Origin of the sequence: Millisia brevis NBRC 105863, from assembly GCF_001552615.1 — a bacterium.
In the GTDB taxonomy this organism is placed as follows: domain Bacteria; phylum Actinomycetota; class Actinomycetes; order Mycobacteriales; family Mycobacteriaceae; genus Millisia; species Millisia brevis.
Map to the genome: position 1 here is coordinate 115,830 of NZ_BCRN01000002.1, position 19,336 is coordinate 135,165.

General features: G+C 69.7%; 14 protein-coding genes. 4 read left to right on the top strand and 10 right to left on the bottom strand.

What is annotated here, in order from left to right:
• Positions 1-71 precede the first annotated feature (71 nt).
• The gene (locus tag MB1_RS03300) at positions 72-1,421 is read left to right on the top strand and encodes a patatin-like phospholipase family protein (RefSeq protein WP_066903667.1); all 1,350 of its coding nucleotides are present in this window, start codon (positions 72-74) and stop codon (positions 1,419-1,421) included.
• Between the two features lie 63 nt (positions 1,422-1,484).
• Here MB1_RS03300 and MB1_RS03305 read toward each other — a convergent pair whose 3' ends face one another.
• Together MB1_RS03305 and MB1_RS03310 are read right to left on the bottom strand one after the other, a co-directional pair.
• Positions 1,485-1,709, bottom strand: coding sequence for a helix-turn-helix domain-containing protein (locus MB1_RS03305; RefSeq protein ID WP_218000180.1), 225 nt, complete (start codon positions 1,707-1,709; stop codon positions 1,485-1,487).
• A gap of 197 nt (positions 1,710-1,906) precedes the next feature.
• Complete coding sequence (locus tag MB1_RS03310) at positions 1,907-3,538, bottom strand: ABC-F family ATP-binding cassette domain-containing protein (RefSeq protein WP_066903669.1); 1,632 nt, start codon at positions 3,536-3,538, stop codon at positions 1,907-1,909.
• A 228-nt stretch (positions 3,539-3,766) separates the two neighbouring features.
• Between MB1_RS03310 and MB1_RS03315 the strand changes: the two genes are divergently transcribed.
• From MB1_RS03315 to ku, 3 genes are all read left to right on the top strand, one after another.
• Positions 3,767-4,534, top strand: a complete 768-nt coding sequence (locus MB1_RS03315; RefSeq protein WP_066903671.1) for an SDR family oxidoreductase — start codon at positions 3,767-3,769, stop codon at positions 4,532-4,534.
• A 79-nt stretch (positions 4,535-4,613) separates the two neighbouring features.
• The gene (locus MB1_RS03320) at positions 4,614-5,921 is read left to right on the top strand and encodes a lycopene cyclase family protein (protein ID WP_084350880.1); all 1,308 of its coding nucleotides are present in this window, start codon (positions 4,614-4,616) and stop codon (positions 5,919-5,921) included.
• 113 nt (positions 5,922-6,034) lie between these two features.
• Complete coding sequence (gene ku / locus MB1_RS03325; RefSeq protein WP_066903675.1) at positions 6,035-6,850, top strand: non-homologous end joining protein Ku; 816 nt, start codon at positions 6,035-6,037, stop codon at positions 6,848-6,850.
• Between the two features lie 86 nt (positions 6,851-6,936).
• Here ku and MB1_RS03330 read toward each other — a convergent pair whose 3' ends face one another.
• From MB1_RS03330 to MB1_RS03365, 8 genes are all read right to left on the bottom strand, one after another.
• On the bottom strand, positions 6,937-12,438 hold the full coding sequence (locus tag MB1_RS03330) for an AMP-binding protein (protein ID WP_066903677.1): 5,502 nt from the start codon (positions 12,436-12,438) through the stop codon (positions 6,937-6,939).
• Between the two features lie 231 nt (positions 12,439-12,669).
• Positions 12,670-13,002, bottom strand: coding sequence for a metal-sulfur cluster assembly factor (locus MB1_RS03335; protein WP_066904161.1), 333 nt, complete (start codon positions 13,000-13,002; stop codon positions 12,670-12,672).
• Positions 13,003-13,076: 74 nt separating this feature from the next.
• Positions 13,077-13,601, bottom strand: a complete 525-nt coding sequence (sufU, locus tag MB1_RS03340) for a Fe-S cluster assembly sulfur transfer protein SufU (RefSeq protein WP_066903679.1) — start codon at positions 13,599-13,601, stop codon at positions 13,077-13,079.
• Between the two features lie 2 nt (positions 13,602-13,603).
• Positions 13,604-14,908, bottom strand: a complete 1,305-nt coding sequence (locus MB1_RS03345) for a cysteine desulfurase (protein WP_066903681.1) — start codon at positions 14,906-14,908, stop codon at positions 13,604-13,606.
• Entirely contained in the window at positions 14,905-15,675 is a 771-nt protein-coding gene (gene sufC, locus MB1_RS03350; protein ID WP_066903683.1) for a Fe-S cluster assembly ATPase SufC, read from the bottom strand. The genes MB1_RS03345 and sufC overlap by 4 nt, the downstream gene beginning before the upstream one ends.
• Before the next feature lie 54 nt (positions 15,676-15,729).
• Positions 15,730-16,932, bottom strand: a complete 1,203-nt coding sequence (sufD, locus tag MB1_RS03355) for a Fe-S cluster assembly protein SufD (RefSeq protein WP_066903685.1) — start codon at positions 16,930-16,932, stop codon at positions 15,730-15,732.
• A complete protein-coding gene (sufB, locus tag MB1_RS03360) occupies positions 16,932-18,401 on the bottom strand; it encodes a Fe-S cluster assembly protein SufB (RefSeq protein WP_066903687.1) in 1,470 nt (489 codons plus the stop codon). The genes sufD and sufB overlap by 1 nt, the downstream gene beginning before the upstream one ends.
• Positions 18,398-19,321 carry a helix-turn-helix transcriptional regulator gene (locus MB1_RS03365; protein ID WP_084350758.1) on the bottom strand — a complete coding sequence of 308 codons (924 nt, stop codon included), beginning with the start codon at positions 19,319-19,321 and terminating at the stop codon, positions 18,398-18,400. Before MB1_RS03365 ends, sufB begins: the two co-directional genes overlap by 4 nt.
• Positions 19,322-19,336: the final 15 nt, after the last annotated feature.

Sequence of the window (19,336 nt, forward strand, 5' to 3'; positions counted from 1 at the left end):
GATACGGGCGGACGGTGGTGAAACGGCCAGTCGGGCAGACCCGTTCAGCGGGCAGATCATGAGGAGTACCGGTGACCGAACAAGCCGAACCGATCCGGGTGGCGATCGCCTGCCAGGGCGGCGGCAGCCATACGGCGTTCACAGCAGGGGTTCTCGGCCGGCTCCTGGCTCCCGATGTCACCGACAAGTACAAGATCGTGGGTCTGAGCGGTACGTCCGGTGGCGCGATCTGTGCCCTGCTGGGGTGGGCGGCGCTCGTCGACGGCAAGCCGGAGAAGGCGCAGGAACTCCTCGAAGGCTTCTGGGCGGACAACTCGGCGTCCTCGCTGCCCGAGCGGTTCCTCAACTGGTGGGTGCTGTGGGCCGGGCTGATGTCGAACTACGTCGCCACGCCGCAGGTCAGCCCGTACATGAACCCCGCGGCGGACTACGGCATGAAGCAGTTGCGCGAGATGCTCGAGAAGTGGGCGGACTTCGACCGCCTCAATGTCCCCGATCCCGAGGTCACCGACTCCGACACCTCGGACCCCGACCGGCCGCTGCTGGTTCTCGGAGCGGTCGAGGTGATGTCCGGCGTCTTCAAGGCGTTCGACAGCCGCAAGGGTGAGATCACCGTCGACGCCGTGCTCGCGTCCGCGGCGATTCCGAACCTCTTCAAGTCGGTCAAGGTCGACGACGGCCTCTACTGGGACGGACTGTTCTCCCAGAATCCGCCGGTGCGCGATCTGCTGGCATCGGAGCCCGACGAGATCTGGGTGATCCAGATCAATCCGCAGGCCCGCCCGACCGAACCGAAGACGATCAACGAGATCACCGATCGGCGCAACGAGCTCGCCGGAAACCTGTCTCTGTACCAGGAGCTGCACTTCATCGAGAAGATCGACCGCATGCTCGAGCGGGGTGACCTCGTCAGCGGAAAGTACCGGCCGATCACGGTGCGGATCATCGAGAAGTCCCGCTCCGAGCGGTCCCGCCAGTTGGGGACGGTGTCGAAGATGAACCGCGACCCCGCCTTCCTGTCCGGCCTGATCGCCGACGGCTCGGAGACCGCGGACGACTTCGTCATCGCCCTGGCATTCGAGCAGGCCTGGCGCGAGAAGGATTCCGATGCGGTGCTCGGCTTCTTCGCGGACGAGTGCGCCGTCACCTCGGCCGAGCCGTTCCCCGCCCGCTCCTTTACCGCGGACGGCGAGGCGCTGCGCAGCTTCATCGCCGATCAGCTGGCCCAGCACATCGAGGTCGACATGACCCGGCGTCAGTTCGCCGGTGACGAGGTCCTCTGGCGCATCCGATTCACCGACGACGACGGCGAACGCCATCTCGGCCAGGCCGGGGCACGCTTCGAGGACGGCAGGATCGTCCGGTTCGCCCTGGGTCGCAGCTGGGGCGAGAGCGCGATCGACCGCCGCGTCGTTCTCTAGCTCGACATCACATCCAGCGAGCCGACTGCCGCCGGGCCCGGCCGGGTCCGGCGGCGGGGGGTGCTAGGAGCCGGTCTTGCGCCGGCGGTTGGGGCCGCCGCGGCCGCGCAGCGGCACCTGCGATTCGGCGAGCAGGGTGTGGATGAAGCCGTACGAACGACCGGTGGTCTGGGCGAGGCTGCGGATGCTCTCGCCGGCGGCGTACCTGTCCTTGAGCAGTCCGGCCAATTCGGTGCGAGATGTGCCGGTGATGCGTCCACCCTTGGGCAGCTCGGACAGTTCGTCCACCTGAAAATCCTCCTGGCCGTTGTCGATCGAAACGACCGTATGCGATCGGCCGGAGCCGTCACAACGCACGAAAACAACGATTGGGCCACGACCGTCGGCTGTGACCGTTCCGTGTCGAAATCGTTGCGGGATAAGCGTTTCGCGATGCCGACCGAGCCGCGGATGGGCCGATCCGGCAGACCGGACGGTCCGCCGGCTCAGGCCAGCTGGATCAGTTCGAGGTAGTCCTGCGACCAGTGATCCTCGGTGCCGTCGGGCAGCAGGATGACCCGCTCCGGGTCGAGGGCCTCGGCCGCGCCCGGGTCGTGGGTCACCAGAACGACCGCACCGGTGTAGCTGCGCAGCGCATCGAGGACCTGCTCGCGCGAGATCGGATCGAGGTTATTGGTCGGCTCGTCGAGCAGCAGAACATTGGCCGCCGACGACACCAAACCGGCCAACGCCAATCGGGTCTTCTCACCGCCGGAGAGCGTTCCGGCCGGCTGTTCGAGCTGCGGCCCGGAGAACATGAACGCGCCGAGCAGACCCCGCAGGTCCTGCTCCCCCGCGTCCGGTGCCGCGTGCCGGATGTTCTCCCAGACCGAGGCGTTGTTGTCGAGGGTGTCGTGCTCCTGGGCGAAGTAGCCGACGCGCAGGCCGTGGCCCGGCTCGAGCGCCCCGGCATCCGGCTTCTCCACCCCGGCGAGCAGCCGCAGCAGGGTCGTCTTGCCGGCGCCGTTGAGGCCGAGCACCACGACGCGCGATCCGCGGTCGATCGCCAGGTCGACGCCGGTGAAGATCTCGAGCGATCCGTAGACCTTGGTCAGGTTGCTCGCCATCAGCGGGGTCTTGCCGCAGGGGGCGGGCGCCGGGAAACGGATATGGGCGACCCGGTCGGCCACCCGCACATCGTCGACCTCGGAGAGCAGCCGCTCGGCCCGCCGGACCATGTTCTGCGCCGCGGTCGCCTTGGTCGCCTTGGCGCCGAGCTTGGCGGCCTGCGCCTTGAGCGCACCGGCCTTCTTCTCGGCGTTGGCGCGCTCGCGGCGACGGCGCTGCTCGTCGGTGGCACGCGCGTCGAGGTAGCGCTTCCAGGTCATGTTGTAGACGTCGGCCTCACCGCGCACGGCGTCGAGGAACCAGACCCGGTTGACCACGTCGGCGAGCAACTCGACGTCGTGGCTGATGACCACCAGGCCACCGTCGTGTCCCTGCAGGAAGCCGCGCAACCAGGTGATCGAGTCGGCGTCGAGGTGGTTGGTCGGCTCGTCGAGCAGCAGGGTGGTCTGCGAGGGGCCGCCGGACCCGTCCGAGGCGGCGAACAGGATGCGCGCGAGTTCGACGCGGCGTCGCTGGCCACCGGACAGGGTGCGCAGCTGTTGCGCCAGAACACGATCCGGAAGTCCGAGGCTGTGGCAGATCCGGGCGGCGTCACTCTCGGCGACGTACCCGCCGAGCGCCGAGAAGCGCTCCTCCAGTCGGCCGTACTTCGCGATCGCCTTGTCGCGCTCGCGCGGATCGACCAGCTCGGCCATCAGCGTCTGCTGCTTCTCCAGCTCGCGCAGCAGCGTGTCGAGGCCGCGGGCGGACAACACGCGGTCGGAGGCCAGCACATTCAGGTCGCCCTCGCGCGGGTCCTGCGGCAAATAGCCCACCTCGCCGCTGCGGATGATCGTGCCCGCGTAGGGCTCGCCCTCGCCGGCCAGGATGCGCAGGGTGGTCGTCTTGCCGGCGCCGTTGCGACCGACCAGGCCGATGCGGTCCCCCGGCTGCACGCGCAGGGCACTGCCCGGAGAGGTCAGCAGAGTCCGGACTCCGGCACGAACTTCGAGGTCGGTCGCGGTGATCACAGCGGCGACGAATCTCCTCGGCTTGTTGTGGACCACCCGTTGACCAACGAGTGGTGGGTCCCGGCCTCGGAAGGCCAACCTGGCCATTCTACGGGGTGCAGTTCGCCTCCGTCCGATCCGGTGGTCTCCGCTCACCGCCGCACGCCGGGCGAGCCGCCCCGGGACGCAACCGACCCGACATGAACCGATCGTCCGATCGGTTCGCCGGCTCGAGCTAGTGTGCAGAGCATGACCGTCAGTGAAGACTTGAAGGGCCGCACGGCGCTGGTCACCGGCGCGAGCCGCGGGATCGGCCTGGCCATCGCACGCGAACTGCTCGAACGTGGAGCGCGGGTGACGATCACCGCCCGCAAGCCCGAGCCCCTGGCCGAGGCGGCCGCGGAGATCGGCGTCGGATTCGAGGGACGGGTCCTGGCCGTCGCGGGCAACGCCGGCGATGCGGAGGCGCGCGCCGAGCAGGTCCGCCGCACGGTCGAGGAATTCGGTTCACTGGACATCCTGGTCAACAACACCGGCATCAATCCGACCTATGGGTCGTTGATGGACGCCGACCTCGGTGCGGTCACCAAGCTCTTCGAGATCAACGTCGTCGCGGCGCTCGCCTACGTCCAGGAGGCGTACCGGGCGTGGATGGGTGAGCACGGGGGTGCGGTGGTCAATCTGGCCAGCGTCGCCGGCCTGCGCTCCACCGGGGTCATCGCCGCCTACGGCGCCTCCAAGGCCGCGCTGATCCGGCTGACCGAGGAGCTCGCCTGGCAGCTGGGCCCGAAGATCCGCGTCAACGCGGTCGCTCCGGCGGTCGTCCAGACCAAATTCGCGGAGGCGCTGGTCTCCGCGGCGCAGGATCAGGTCGAGCGGCAGTACCCGTTGCGCCGCTTCGGGCAGCCGCAGGACATCGCGTCGTTGGTCGCCTTCCTGGTCTCCGACGGAGCGTCCTGGATCACCGGCGAGACGATTCGCATCGACGGTGGCCTGCTCGCGACGGGCACCATCTGAGCCGGTCGGATCGGCGGCGGTCGGTTCGACCCGCACGGGTGGAGCGTCGGCCGCGTCGTTCACGGACGGCGTCGCCGCGATGACCGACCCCACGCTCCCGGTGCCCCGATTCGATGCCCCCGCAGCTCCCGAGGTCGATACCGCCGCGGAGTCCGATGTCCGCACGGGGCCCGAGTTCGATGTCGCGGTGCTCGGACTCGGTCCCGCGGGGCGGGCGCTGGCCTATTGCTGCGCCCGCCGCGGCCTGCGGGTGGTGGCGATCGACCCCAACCCGGCTCGCCCCTGGCGCGCCACCTACGCGTGCTGGCGGGACGAACTGCCGTCCTGGCTGCCGACCGACGTGATCGGCCGCGGCGTCGACGCCCCGGTGGTGCGCACCGATGCGGCGACGATCACCGTCGACCGCGGTTATGTCGTGCTCGACAACGCCGCACTGCGCGAGGCGTTGGCGCTCGACGCGGTCACCGTGATCACCGGCTCGGCCGACCACCTGCACCCCGAGCCGGCCGGGGGTATCCGGGTCGATCTCGACACCGGTCGATCGGTGCGTGCGACGCGGGTGCTCGACGCGCGCGGCCTGCCGATCTCGTCCGATTCCGGTCGCCCGCTCCCCCTGCAGACCGCCTTCGGGGTGGTCGTCGCCCGCGATGTCGCCGCAGCGGTCCTCGGCGGCGCCGACGCGGTGTTGATGGACTGGCGGTCCTCCGGTGACGAACGACCCGGCGAGCCGCCATCGTTCCTCTACGCGGTGCCGCTGCCGGGCGACCGCGTGCTGCTGGAGGAGACCTGCTTGATCGGCCGCCCCGGTCCGGGTATCGATCGCTTGCGGGTGCGGCTTCGGCGACGCCTGCAGGCCGTCGGTGTCGAGCCGGATCGCACCGGACCCGACAGCGCCGCACCGGAGAGCGGTGACTCCACCGAGGTGATCGCCACCGAGACGGTGCGTTTCGCGATGGTCTCGGCGGACGAGCGTCCGTGGCGGTCCGATATCGCGGTGGCGTTCGGTGCGCGCGGAGGGCTCGGTCATCCGGCGACCGGGTACAGCGTGGCGGCCGGTCTGCGGGAGGCCGAGGCCGTTGCCCGGGCGATCGCGACGGGCCACGATCCGGTGCGTGCCCTGTGGCCGTGGCGGGCCCGACTCATCCATGGGACGCTCGCGCGGGCGGCGACCGTTCTCGAGGACCTCGATACCGCCCGGATGCAGAAGTTCTTCGGGGCGTTCTTCGCGATGCCGGTCGCACGGCAGCGCGACTTCCTCAGCGACCGACGGCATCCCGGGCGGGTGGCCGCCGCGATGGCAGCCGTCTTCGCCCGCGTCGGTCCGGACCTGCGTCCGCGTCTGGTGCGCGGCGTCCTATCCGGCGAGCCGCCCCGCACCGGCCCCTGAGCCTCGGCCGGTCGGCGGCGCCGAGGTGCCGGTCGGCTTCGGTGTCGCCGGCGGAGTCGGTCAATCGGTCCGCTCCGCGCACGGCCGCGGATCGCCGGCGCATACTGTGACATATGCGCTCGATTTGGAAAGGTTCGATCGCCTTCGGACTGGTGAACGTGCCGGTGAAGGTCTACTCCGCCACCGACGACCACGACGTGAAGTTCAATCAGGTCCACGCGGCCGATTCCGGTCGGATCAAGTACGACCGGCGGTGCACGATCTGCGGTGAGATCGTGCCGTTCGCGGACATCGACAAGGCGTACGAGTCCCCGGACGGTCGGCGCATCGTCCTGAGCGACGACGACCTCAATACCCTGCCCGCCGCCGAGAAGCACGAGATCCCGGTGTTGGAGTTCGTACCATCCGATCAGATCGATCCGATCCTCTACGACCGGTCCTACTACCTCGAGCCCGACTCGGCGAACCCGAAAGCCTATGTACTGCTGAGGGAAACGTTGAAGGGCACCGATCGGACCGCACTGGTGCACTTCACCCTGCGGCAGAAGACCCGCTTGGCGGCGCTGCGCGTCCACAACGATCTGCTGGTCATCCAGACCCTGCTGTGGCCGGACGAGGTGCGCGAAGCGCGGTTCGAGATCCTCGACGGGGCGTCCGAGCCGCGCCCCAAGGAATTGGCGATGGCCGAGACCCTCGTCGATTCGATGTCCGGCGACTTCGATCCGTCCGAGTACACCGACGACTACCAGATCGAGTTGCGCAAACTGCTCGACGAGATGATCGCCAACGGTGGCGAGAAGGTCACCGCACCGGAACCCGAGGAGCAGGAGCACGACGCCGAGGTGGTCGACCTGGTCGCCGCCCTCGAACGCAGTGTCGCCGCCGCTCGGGACAAGGACTCTCCCCGCCGCGCCTCCACCGGCAGCTGAGCCGCGCCGGCGGGCTGTCGGGCCCGGCTCCCGGGCCGGGCGCCGTCACGCCGGGGGCTCGCGCGCGGCGGGCTCCCGGGCGGGAGCTAGCGGGCCGGGTCGGTCTTGCCGATGATGTGCGCGATCGCCCGCCACGCGGACTCGGGCAAAGCCGCAGACCGATCTGGAGCCGAGGACTCGGGTAGGGCAGCGGATACGGGTAGGGCTGCGGATGCGGGCATGACCTCGGATACCGGCCGAGCGCCGTCGGATTCGGCGGCCCCGGCGCCGCGCGCATTGGTCGCGGTGGCGTCGCGGGATCCGCGATCGTCGGCGACGGGCTCGAGGTCGATCCGGTGGTCGATGATCGGGCCGAGGACCACGGGACGCCACATCGACGCCGAGCGCTCCGGGTCGAAGGGTCCGCCGCCGAGGATCGTGATGTAGATCAGCGATCCGTCGATGGTCGGCGCCGCGCCGGCGTCCTCGATCGGGTCGGGATCGATCAACACGATGTCGGTGACGGTCCGGTTGATCTCGGCCAGCGCGGCCGCAACCCCGAGGGCGGCGGCCCCCGCGGCGCCGGTCCCCAGGAGGCGGAAGGCGCCGGTCGGGTAGTCCTCGCGCAGCGCCTCCACGTAGCGGGCGACAGCCACCGCGGCGCCTGCCGGTGCGGCGGTGTCGGTGATATCGGTATGGGGGGCGGCGGCGACGTCCGGTACGGCGATGACCGGGACCGCGTCGGTGAGGAAGGTGAGCAGATCGGCGAAGTCGTCCGGTGAGCCGACGATCACCAGCGGGGTGGTGACGCCGTCACCGGGGTGCACCAGCACCGTGGCCGGCTGCGTCGAGACCTCCAGCGGCGACTCGGCATCGATCGCCGCCGACTCGGCCAACGCCGCCAGAGCGCGTTCGGTCGACAACTCCAGGGCGGCATCGTCCGGGTCGTCTTCCGGGATCGACAGGGCGGAATCGGTAAGGGTCGAATCGGCGCCGGCCGACCGGTGGCCGGTCGATTCGGCGACGGCCGGCTCGGCGGCACCCTCCGAAAAGAGTACGGCGGCATCGCCATCCGATGTCTCCTGCGCCTCCGGGATATCGCCGGCGGACGCGAGTTCCTCGATACCGTCGGCCGATAGTGCGGCGTCCGCCGCACCGACCGTGCCGATCCCGACGACCGCCGCGATGCCGACAGCAGCTCGGTCCTCGCCTTCGACCGGCTCCGTGTCGGAAGCCTCCACGTCGGAAGCCTCCACGTCGGAAAGCTCGGCGTCGGAAAGCTCGGCGTCGGAAAGCTCGGGGACAGGGGGCGCTTCGGTGGTGGAATCGGACTCGCCCGAAGCCATGGCGGCGACCGACGGGAGCGCGCCCTCACCGTCCATCGGCTCAACCGAATCGGAATCGACCTCCGCCACCTCGACAACTGCGGCTCCGACAACGACGACTTCGACAGCAACGGCTTCGACGGCCTGCGCCTCGGAGGAGCCCTCGGCCGCAGCAAGATCGACCGCCGAGTCCTCGGGGGCGACCGCCGCGCTGTCACTCGCTTCGAGGGTTTCTGCGTCCTCGGCGGCGACCGCCGCCGCGTCTCTCACCTCGGTCGTGTCCGCCTCGGCGTCGTCGGACTCGTCCGGAACTTGCCCGACGTCCTCGCTGCCACCCACGGACCGTTCGGTCTCCCCCACCGAGACCTCGGACCGCGTGGGCCGGACGCCGCCATCGATCGACTCATCGCCCGACGTGGTGGAATCGACGATCCCGGTCCGCACCAGATACTCGGCAAGCGTCCCCGGGGTCGGATGATCGAGGATGTCCGACGGCCGCAGCCGGCACGCGAGTGCCCCGGAGATGCGCTGCGCGGCGATGACCAGCGTGAACGAATCGGGCGCCACCGCCACCAGGTCGACCTCACGATCCGGTGTGCCGAGGCCCGGCAGCCCGACCAGGGCCGTCGCGATCGTCCGCTCGGTACGCAGAACCACCGGGGAGAACATCGCCGGCTCGGCGGACTCCCCCGCACCCGCCGGCGTCATCGAACCCGCCGGCACATCGACGGCGGCCGCACCGTCGAAGCCCACGTCTCTCGACGCGTCCGACACGCCGTGCGGCGCCGCTTCGAGAGCACCGTCGATCAGGTCGACATCGATGCCCGAATCCTCACCGAGCGAGACCATCCCACCGATCGGAACGGAATCGGGGCGCAACCACGACGCGATCATCGCGCGCCGACGATCCTCCGCGGGAAGGATCTCGAGCAGGCCGGGGGCCACCCAGCGAGCCCGAGCCTCGGTGCGCAGCATGCGATTGTCGCGCCGACCGCCGGCATCATCCGACTCCGCCGCGGCGAAGGGGTTGGCCACCAGCCGGGTCGCGGTCGCGCGCGGTGCCCGAAGATAGTTGCGTGGCAACCGATCCCCCGCGACGTAGAGCCGCCCCGGCGCCCCTACCGGGACCGGCTCCAGGCGCTCGTCGAGGATATAGGCCGTCGTACCCGGCACCGGGCAGTAGCCGGCCCCGTTCCCGGCGCCCGCCTCGCGACGGAAAGCGTGTCGCGCCAACTCGACGGGGCCTGCGCGGTGCAGGATGCGCACCCGGTCGGGGGTGTGGGAACCGTTGAGCGGCAATGGGATCCGTCGCGGGTCGTCGACCTGTCCCGAGACGACAACCAGTCGCAGCGAGTCCGGCTCCGCCAGTCCGATCCGTTCGAGTACCGGCGGTGCGGTGCACAGCACCGTGGTGTTCTGTCGGGTCAGGAACTCCTGGATCGCGGCCGGGTCATCCGCGATCGAGGCCGCGGGCACCGCGATCCGGGAGCCGTGTACCAGAGCGCCCCAGATATCCCAGGCGGTGGGAATCATCGAGGGCGGCCGCACGACCGTCCACACGTCGGCGGACCGGAACTCGCAGGTATCGGCGCTCGCTGCGAGCAGTCGCACCACCGCACCGTGACTCATGGGTGTGGCCATCCGGCGCCCCGCGACAGGGGGGCCCGGCAGCACGACGGCGGTGTTCTCGGCCCGGATCTCGCCGTAGCGCTCCTCCGGCAGGATCGCGTCCTCGGACTGCACCTCGATCCGCCGGGTGACCTCCCAATCGTCGAGATCGATCACCCGGAACGGCACGTCCTCGAGGTGTCGTGCCCATCGACGGGTGGTCGCGATGCACACCGGGCGCACCCGGTTGATCAGTTCCACCAGCTCCGCCGTGCCCGCGCCCGGTTCCAACGGCAGGTAGGCGCCGCCCGCCTCGCAAACCGCCACCGTGGTCACGATGCGGCGCGCCCCGCTGGGCAGCAGGACCGCGACGACGGACTCCGGCCCGACACCGTGGCGAATCAGGAAGCGCGCCATCCGGTTCGCCCGCCGGAACAGGGTGCGGTAGTCGAGAGCGTCGTCCGGCCCCGATACCGCGGGCGCCTCCGGGGTCAGGGCGACCACCCGATGGAACAGATCGATCAGACCGGCGACCGGGCGCGGCGCGACCGGGGCATCGGTGAGGTCCGCCCGCTGGGCCGGATCGAGCACGGGGACCTGCGAGATCAGCGTGGTCGGCTCGTCGACGATCGCTCGCAGCATCGCCGGGATCGCGGTCGCCAGCGCGGCGGCCGGACGCGCTCCGCCCACCCAGGACACCGTGCCCGACTCCCCCGCATCCGGTGCGTCGGGGGCGGCCGCACGCAGCGTGACCACCAGGTCGGCGGTGGCGGAGGTCACGGCGATGTCGAGTCCCGGGAAGTCGGGATGAGCCGCCACCGCATGATCGGCGGTCAACAGCACCCGGTAGGTCGGGGCGCCGGTATCGATCGCTCCGGTGGGGCGCGTACCCGCGTACTCGAAGACATTGCGCACCTGGCGATCACAGGCGGTCACCAGGTCGGCCAATGACGTATCGCGCGGGGTATTCGGTCGGAAGACCACCACCTGCGGTTCATCCTCGTCGGCGGCGCCGTGGACGAAACCGTCGACCGGCAGCCCCACCGGAACCGGCCCGGTGATCCCGAACCGCCGCAGCACACCCAGCAGCGCGGCCATGACCAATACCGATGTGCCGGTCTCGAATTCGGCCGCGCGGCGGGCCAGCCCGGTCACGAGCTGCGCGGGCACGTCGAAGACGGTCGGCGGGCCTTCGAGCGTATCGACCGGCAGATCGAGCGCCGGCGCCGTCGCCAGGTACTGCTGGGTCCAGAACGGAACGGCCCGCTGCGACCGAATACCGGTCTCCCAATCGGCGGTGTCCACCCCCGGGATCGCACCGACGGCCATCACCGGTTCCGCGGTGACAAATCGATCCACGAATCCCAGGAAGGCGGTGTGCAGCGCCTCGAGATCGGTCTGGTCGTATCGGGCCGGGTTGGCCCGGAACCCGACGACGATCTCAGCGGAACCGGTCGTCCACGCGTCGATTGCCAGGTCTTCGACCGGCCCCTCCGACAGCACCCGGATCGCGCCGGTAACGCTGCCGAACGACACGGTCGACGGGAAGAGCATCAGGTTGATCGCGGGCCCGGGCGACGGGCAGCGGGTCCGGCGCATGCCGGTATCCGAGGCGACGTCCTCGAGGTCCTCGAGGCGGAACTGCTGGTGGCGCAAGGCTTCGGTGATCCGCGCGCGGACGGTCTCCATCAGGTCGGAGACGCGGGTGGTCGGGCTGACATCGATCGCGACGGGCAGCACATTGGCCACCGTCCCCGGCGCCCGGCGGGCGGCGACCGCGGTGCGACCGGTGACCGGCAGGGTGACGACCACCCGTTCCCGGCCGGAGCGCATCGCGAGGAAGGCGGCGATCGCCGCGGTGAGGATGCCGGCGGCGGTCGACCCGCTGTCGCGGGCGAGGACGTCGAGACGTGCGCGGGTCTCGGAGACCAGGGGGCGTTCGATCACCAGGGGCTGCGTCCGCGCCGGCTCGCGCACCGCGCTGAGCGAGGTCGGGTCCGGATTGCCCGCGAGCACGTCGAGCCAGTACCGCTTGTCGACCTCGTAGCGTTCGGACTGCCGGTAGCGGCGATCCGACTCGACGAGCGTGCGCGCGACCGCGGGCGGCTGCGGAGCGCGAAAGGAGCCGTCGGCGCGGTAGAGATCGGCGGTGCGCTCGATCAGGGTGCGCATACCGGCCGCGTCGAAGGTGTGGGCCTGGAAGCGGGAATACCAGAACCATCGATCGGCCCCGACGCGCAGCAGGGTATCGCTGGCGGCGGGATCGTCGAGCGGGTCGGCGGCCTCGGCGGTGGCGCTGTGCATCCACGCCGTACCGGCGGCGACCGGATCCTCCGATGCGCGCAGATCGATGACCGGCAGGGCGCTCGCGCCGTCGGCGGACTCCTCATCGTCCTGTGCAATCCACTGCACCAGAGCATCTTCGACGAATCCGACCCGCAGTCGACGGACGACCATCTCGCGGCCGGTCGCGGCGACGGCGCGCTGCAACCGAGAGACGTCCAGGTCGCCGACGATGTCGACGTACATCGCGACGACATGGGAGACGTCCGGCCGCAGGAGGGCCGCGGTGATCAGATGTTGCTGCGCGGCGGTTACCGGGAAGGTGTGTTCGTCGGCCGGCGGCTGTGCGTCCACCGTCGGCGAGGTGGGTCGCCCGAACACCGTCGTCGGCACGGCCGTTTCACCATCGATCTCGACAGACACGAATCACCCCCCGTTCGCGCAGTACGCCGACGCGTCCCCCTGCTGCCGGCGATGCGCACCGTCACCGTCCGACGGTGCCGATCGCCCGTCGAACATTACCCGCCTTCCCGACGGGTATCACGCAGGCTTACGGGGCGACGGTCGCGTTACCGTGCACAGGAGCCATGTTATCCCCCGATTCGGCGTGCTCGGGCTGCTTGCTCAGACGGTGAAGCCGAGCGCACGAAGCTGTTCGCGACCGTCGTCGGTGATCTTGTCCGGTCCCCACGGCGGCATCCACACCCAGTTGATCCGCAGTTCGGGGCAGACTCCCCCGCGCACCACGGCGGTCTGGGCCTGGTCCTCGATCACATCGGTCAGCGGACAGGCCGCCGACGTCAGCGTCATGTCGATGATCGCGGCACCGGTGTCGTCGACCGCGATGTCGTAGACCAGACCGAGGTCGACGACGTTGATGCCGAGTTCGGGATCGACGACGTCGCGCATCGCCTCCTCGATATCGGCCAACAGCACCTCGTCCTGCGGGGTCTGCACGCCGACCGCACCGGCGGATGTCGGATCGAGGTCGGTCGCCGCGCCGGCGCTCTGTTCGGTGTCCTGAATATCGCTCACTGGTTCGCCTCCGGGGACGTTGCTGTGCCGACGTGTTCGGGTTCGGGTGTCGGAAGTCCGTTGCCGGCCGCGGCCCGCGCCGCGGTCGTTTCCACGGTGCGAACCACCGCGTCCTTGAAGGCCATCCAACCGAGCAGCGCACACTTGACCCGGGCCGGATAGCGGGCGACGCCGACGAAGGCGACGCCGTCGCCGATCGCGTCCTCGTCCGGTTCGACCGTGCCGCGGCCGCCGATCATCGCGGAGAACGCGTCGACGATCTCCATCGCCCGCGGCACCTTCACCCCGACCACCTGGTCGGTCAGCACCGAGGTCGCGGCCTGGCTGATCGAGCAGCCCTGGCCGTCGTGCGAGACGTCGACCACGACGTCGTCGACGATGTGCACCCGCAGGGTCACCTCGTCACCACAGGTCGGATTGACGTGGTGGACCTCGGCGTCGAACGGATCGCGCAGACCGCGGCCGTGCGGATGCTTGTAGTGGTCCAGGATCACGTCCTGGTACATCTGTTCGAGACGCACGGTCAGCTCCCCGAACCGGCGCCCGCGGCGGGCACCACCCCGAAGAAACGTTGTGCCCGTTGGATCGACGCGCCGAGAGCGTCGACCTCGTCGAGGGTGTTGTAGACGGCAAACGATGCCCGGGCGGTGGCGGCGACGCCGAAACGGCGGTGCAGCGGCCACGCGCAGTGATGGCCGACCCGAATGGCGATGCCATCGTCGTCGAGCACCTGCCCCAGATCGTGGGCATGAATCCCGTCCACGACGAAGGACAGTGCGCCACCGCGGTTCTCGGTATCGGTCGGGCCGATGATCCGCACCCCGTCGATCGCGCCGAGCACCTCGAGGGCGCGGGCGACCAGGGCGCGTTCGTGGGCGTCGACCTTGTCCATGCCGATCGCGTTGAGGTACTCGACCGCCGCGCCGAGACCGACGACCTGGGAGGTCATCGGGACGCCGGCCTCGAACCGCTGCGGCGGCGCCGCGAAGGTGGTCGCCTCCATGGTGACGGTCTCGATCATCGAACCGCCGGTCAGGAAGGGCGGCATCGCCGCGAGCAGCTCGCGTCGCCCGTAGAGCGCGCCGACCCCGGACGGTCCGAGCATCTTGTGTCCGGAGAAGGCGGCGAAATCGACGCCGAGCGCACGGAAGTCGACCGGCTGGTGCGGCACCGACTGGCAGGCGTCGAGCACGACCAGCGCGTCGACCGCCCGCGCCCGCCGGACCAACTCCTCGACCGGGGCGACCGCACCGGTCACATTGGACTGGTGGGTGAAGGCGAGCACCCGGGTCGCCGGCGACAGCTCGAGCGAGTCGAGGTCGATCCGCCCGTCGTCGGTGACCCCGTACCAGCGCAGGACCGCGCCGGTGCGCCGGGCGAGTTCCTGCCAGGGCACCAGATTGGCGTGGTGCTCGAGCTCGGTGATGACGATCTCGTCGCCCGGCCGCAGCGCCCGGTCGAACCGGTCGTCCGCCAGCACGTGGGTGACCAGGTTCAGGCTCTCGGTCGCGTTCTTGGTGAACACGATCTCGTCGGTGTCGACACCGACGAAGTCCGCGATGACCTGCCGCGCGTGCTCGTAGGCATCGGTCGCCTCCTCCGCCAACTGATGCGCACCGCGGTGGACGGCGGCGTTGGAGGTCGTCAGGAAGTGACGCTCGGCGTCCAGGACCTGCAGCGGGCGCTGCGAGGTCGCCCCGGAGTCGAGGTAGATCAGCGGCTTGCCGTCCCGCACGGTCCGTCCCAGGATCGGGAAGTCCGCGCGGATGGCGGCCACGTCGAGACCATCGGTGGTCTCGACGTAGCCGTGGTCGCCGGGACCGGTCATGCCTGCGCCTTGGCGGTGAAGCGCTCGTATCCGGACGCCTCGAGCTCGTCGGCCAACTCCGGGCCGCCGGATTCGACGATCCGGCCGCCGACGAAGACGTGCACGAAGTCCGGCTTGATGTAGCGCAGGATCCGGGTGTAGTGGGTGATCAGCAGCACGCCGCCGTTGTCCTGGTCGCGGTAGCGGTTGACCCCCTCGGAGACGACGCGCAGCGCGTCGACGTCCAGGCCCGAATCGGTCTCGTCGAGGATCGCGATCTTCGGGTGCAGCAGGGCGAGCTGGAGGATCTCGTGGCGCTTCTTCTCGCCGCCGGAGAAGCCCTCGTTGACCGAGCGCTCGGCGAAAGCCTGCTCGATGCCCAGATCGGTCATCGCGCCCTTGACCTCCTTGACCCAGTGCCGCAGCTTCGGGGCCTCGCCGCGCACGGCGGTCGCCGCGGTGCGCAGGAAGTTCGACATCGACACGCCGGGCACCTCGACCGGGTACTGCATCGCCAGGAACAGCCCGGCGCGGGCGCGCTCGTCGACGCTCATCTCCAGCACGTTCTCGCCGTCGAGCGTGATCGAGCCCGAGGTGACCTCGTACTTGGGATGTCCGGCGATCGCATACGAGAGCGTCGACTTGCCCGACCCGTTGGGGCCCATGATCGCGTGCGTCTCACCGGAATTCACGGTGAGGTCGACGCCGTCGAGGATGTGGATCGGCTCGGCCGACTCGTCCGGGTTGGCGACGTCGACGTGCAGGTCGCGGATCTCCAGGGTGGACATCGGGTGGTTGACCTTTCGAAAGCGTTGGAAGAAGGAAGTTGAGGGAAGATCGGCTCAGGAGCCGGTGAGCGCGAGCTCGATCTCGATCGCGTCCTCGAGGCGGCTGCGGACCGACTCGGCCGGAATCTTCTGCAGGATCTCCTGGAAGAAGCCGCGCACGACCAGCCGGCGGGCGACGTCCTCGGGGATACCGCGCGCGGCGAGGTAGAACAGCTGCTCGTCATCGAAACGCCCGGTGGCACTGGCGTGTCCGGCGCCGACGATCTCGCCGGTCTCGATCTCGAGGTTCGGCACCGAGTCGGCGCGCGCCCCATCGGTGAGCACCAGGTTGCGGTTGAGCTCGAAGGTATCGGTGCCCTCGGCGCTCGCGCGGATGACGACGTCGCCGATCCACACCGTATGCGCGTCCGGCAGATCCGACTGCGGATCACCCTGCAGCGCACCCTTGTACAGGATCCGCGAGCGGCAGTTCGGGGCCTCGTGGTCGACCAGCAGACGCTGCTCGAGGTGCTGGCCGTCGTCGGCGAAGTAGAGGCCGGACAGCTCGGCGTCGCCGCCGGGGCCGTCGTAAATGACCGTCGGGCTCAGCCGGACCAACTCGCCGCCCAGGCTGACGCTGATATAGCGAACGGTGGCGTCGCGGCCGACCCGAATACGGTGCGCGGCAACGTGGACGGTGTCCTGCTCCCAGCCCTGCACCAGCACGATCGTCGCGCGGGCACCGTCGCCGACCACCACTTCGAGATTCTCGGCGATCGCGCCGGAGCCGACCTGATCGAAGACGATCGTCCCGGACGAATGCGTGCCGAAGGCGACGTGGGTGTGACCGAAGGCGGTGTGGTCGACGCCCGGGCCGGTCACCGTGACGGTGATCGGTTCGGCGAGTTCGACATCGGCGGGCACGCCGATCACCGACGCCTGCGTGAAGCCGCTGTAGGCGGCGGCCGCGACCCGATCGGTGGGCGCGCCGGCGGTGCCGAGGCGCGCATCGTCGCGGCCGACCGTCTCGACGGTGACCCCGTCACCGGCCACGGCGACGGACAGCTGCCCGTCGGCGACCGCGGTGCCGTCGTGCAGTCCGCGCAGGCGCCGCAGCGGGGTGAAGCGCCACGCCTCGTCCCGGCTGGTCGGCACCTCGAACGCGTCGACGTCGAAGGAGGCGAAGACCTCGCCCTTGTTCGCACCGAGATCGACGGCGCCTGCCTTGACGTTCTCGCCGGCGACGGCGCCGACCACTCCCGTTTCTCCGGCGGCCACTAGCCCACCGCTCCTTCCATCTGCAGTTCGATCAGGCGATTGAGCTCGAGGGCGTATTCCATGGGCAGTTCCTTGGCGATCGGCTCGACGAAGCCGCGCACGACCATCGCCATGGCCTCATCCTCGGTCAGGCCGCGGCTCATCAGGTAGAAGAGCTGATCGTCGCTGACCTTCGAGACGGTCGCCTCGTGGCCCATCGTCACGTCGTCCTCGCGGATGTCGACGTACGGGTAGGTGTCCGAGCGGCTGATCTGGTCGACCAGCAGGGCGTCACACTTGACCGTGGAACGGGAACCGTGGGCGCCCTTGTTGATCTGGATCAGGCCGCGGTAGGACGCGCGACCACCGCCGCGGGCCACCGACTTCGAGACGATATTGCTCGAGGTGTGCGGCGCGAGGTGCAGCATCTTGGAACCGGTGTCCTGGTGCTGGTCCGGGCCGGCGAAGGCGACCGAGAGCACCTCGCCCTTGGCGTGCTCGCCGGTCATCCACACCGCCGGGTACTTCATGGTGACCTTGGAGCCGATGTTGCCGTCGATCCACTCCATGGTGGCGCCGGCTTCGGCCTTGGCGCGCTTGGTCACCAGGTTGTAGACGTTGTTCGACCAGTTCTGGATCGTGGTGTAGCGGCAGCGGCCGCCCTTCTTCACGATGATCTCGACGACCGCGGAGTGCAGCGAGTCGGTCTTGTAGATCGGCGCGGTGCAGCCTTCGACGTAGTGCACATAGGCGCCCTCGTCGACGATGATCAGGGTCCGCTCGAACTGGCCCATGTTCTCGGTGTTGATCCGGAAGTAGGCCTGCAGCGGGATGTCGACGTGCACGCCCGGCGGCACGTAGATGAAGGAGCCGCCCGACCACACGGCGGTATTCAGCGCGGAGAACTTGTTGTCGCCGGCGGGGATCACCGAACCGAAGTACTCCTGGAACAGCTCCGGGTGCTCCTTGAGGCCGCTGTCGGTGTCGAGGAAGATGACACCCTTCTCCTCGAGGTCCTCACGGATCTGGTGGTAGACCACCTCGGACTCGTACTGCGCGGCGACACCGGCGACCAGGCGCTGCTTCTCCGCCTCCGGGATGCCGAGCCGGTCGTAGGTGTTCTTGATGTCCTCCGGCAGTTCCTCCCACGAGGTGGCCTGCTTCTCGGTGGAACGCACGAAGTACTTGATGTTCTCGAAGTCGATCGAGGACAGATCGGAGCCCCAGGTGGGCATCGGCTTGCGGTCGAAGGTCTTCAGCGCGCGCAGCCGGGCGCGAAGCATCCACTCGGGCTCGCTCTTCTTGCCGGAGATGTCCCGGACCACCGCCTCCGACAGACCGCGCTGAGCGCTCGCACCGGCGACGTCCGAGTCGGACCATCCGTATCCGTAGTGGCCGAGCGCGGCGATCGTCTCCTCCTGCGTCAGCGGAGGTGCGACCGCGGCGGGAGCCGAGCTCGAGCTGTCCAGCTGCTCGGGTGTGATCGTCATTCGTGCCCCTTCTCGAACGTGGTAACTGTGACCGGTACGGGCTGGGCACCGGGTGCATCGGATGCGGACGAGGTCTCCGAGGTGACCTCCGGCTGGGCGTCGAACGCCACGCCTGCCGCACGGACCCCATCGGTATCAACCGACGAGGACTCGTCTTTCTTCCCGTGTCCCTTGTCGTCCGCAGGCAGGGACGGGAACGGGATGTGGGTGGTGCAGACGCTGTCGCCGTTGGCGATGGTGGCCAGCCGCTGCACGTGGGTACCGACGATCCGGGAGAACTCCTCGGCTTCGGCGTCGCAGAATTCGGGGTGGTGGCCCGCCACCGAGGCGATCGGGCAGTGGTGCTGGCAGATCTGCACGCCGTGCACCTCACCGTCGGTCCCCGGTCCGATCACCGGCCGCACGGTGGTGACGAAGCCGTCCGAACGCAGCGCGTCGGCCAGTTCGTGCGCCTTGGCGATCACCTGTTCGCCGCTCGGGGCCGGCTGGTTGGCCGCCACCTCGGCGACCATGTCGCGGGCTCGCTTGCGGGCGAACTCGGCCACCGCGTCCGGACCGGCGATCTGCGCGATATGGTCGATCGCCGCGGACGCCAGTTCGCCGTAGCTGTGCGAGAAGCGCTCGCGGCCGGAATCGCTGATCCGGAAGGCCTTGGCCGGACGGCCGCGGCTGCGCGAGGCGCGAGCCGGACCGGCGGGAACGACCTCGATCTGCTCCGCCTCGAGCAGCGCTTCGAGGTGACGACGCACCCCGGCGGCACTCAGACCGAGCCGATCGGCCAATTCACCGGCCGTGACCGGACCGCCTTCGAGCAGCGATCGCAGCACCGCGGCGCGGGTCCCGGACTCCGTCGAGGCACCGTCGATCGCGTCGACCGGTGACCCGGACGACGCGGCGCCATGCTCCTCGACGATTTTCACAACATAAGTGTGACG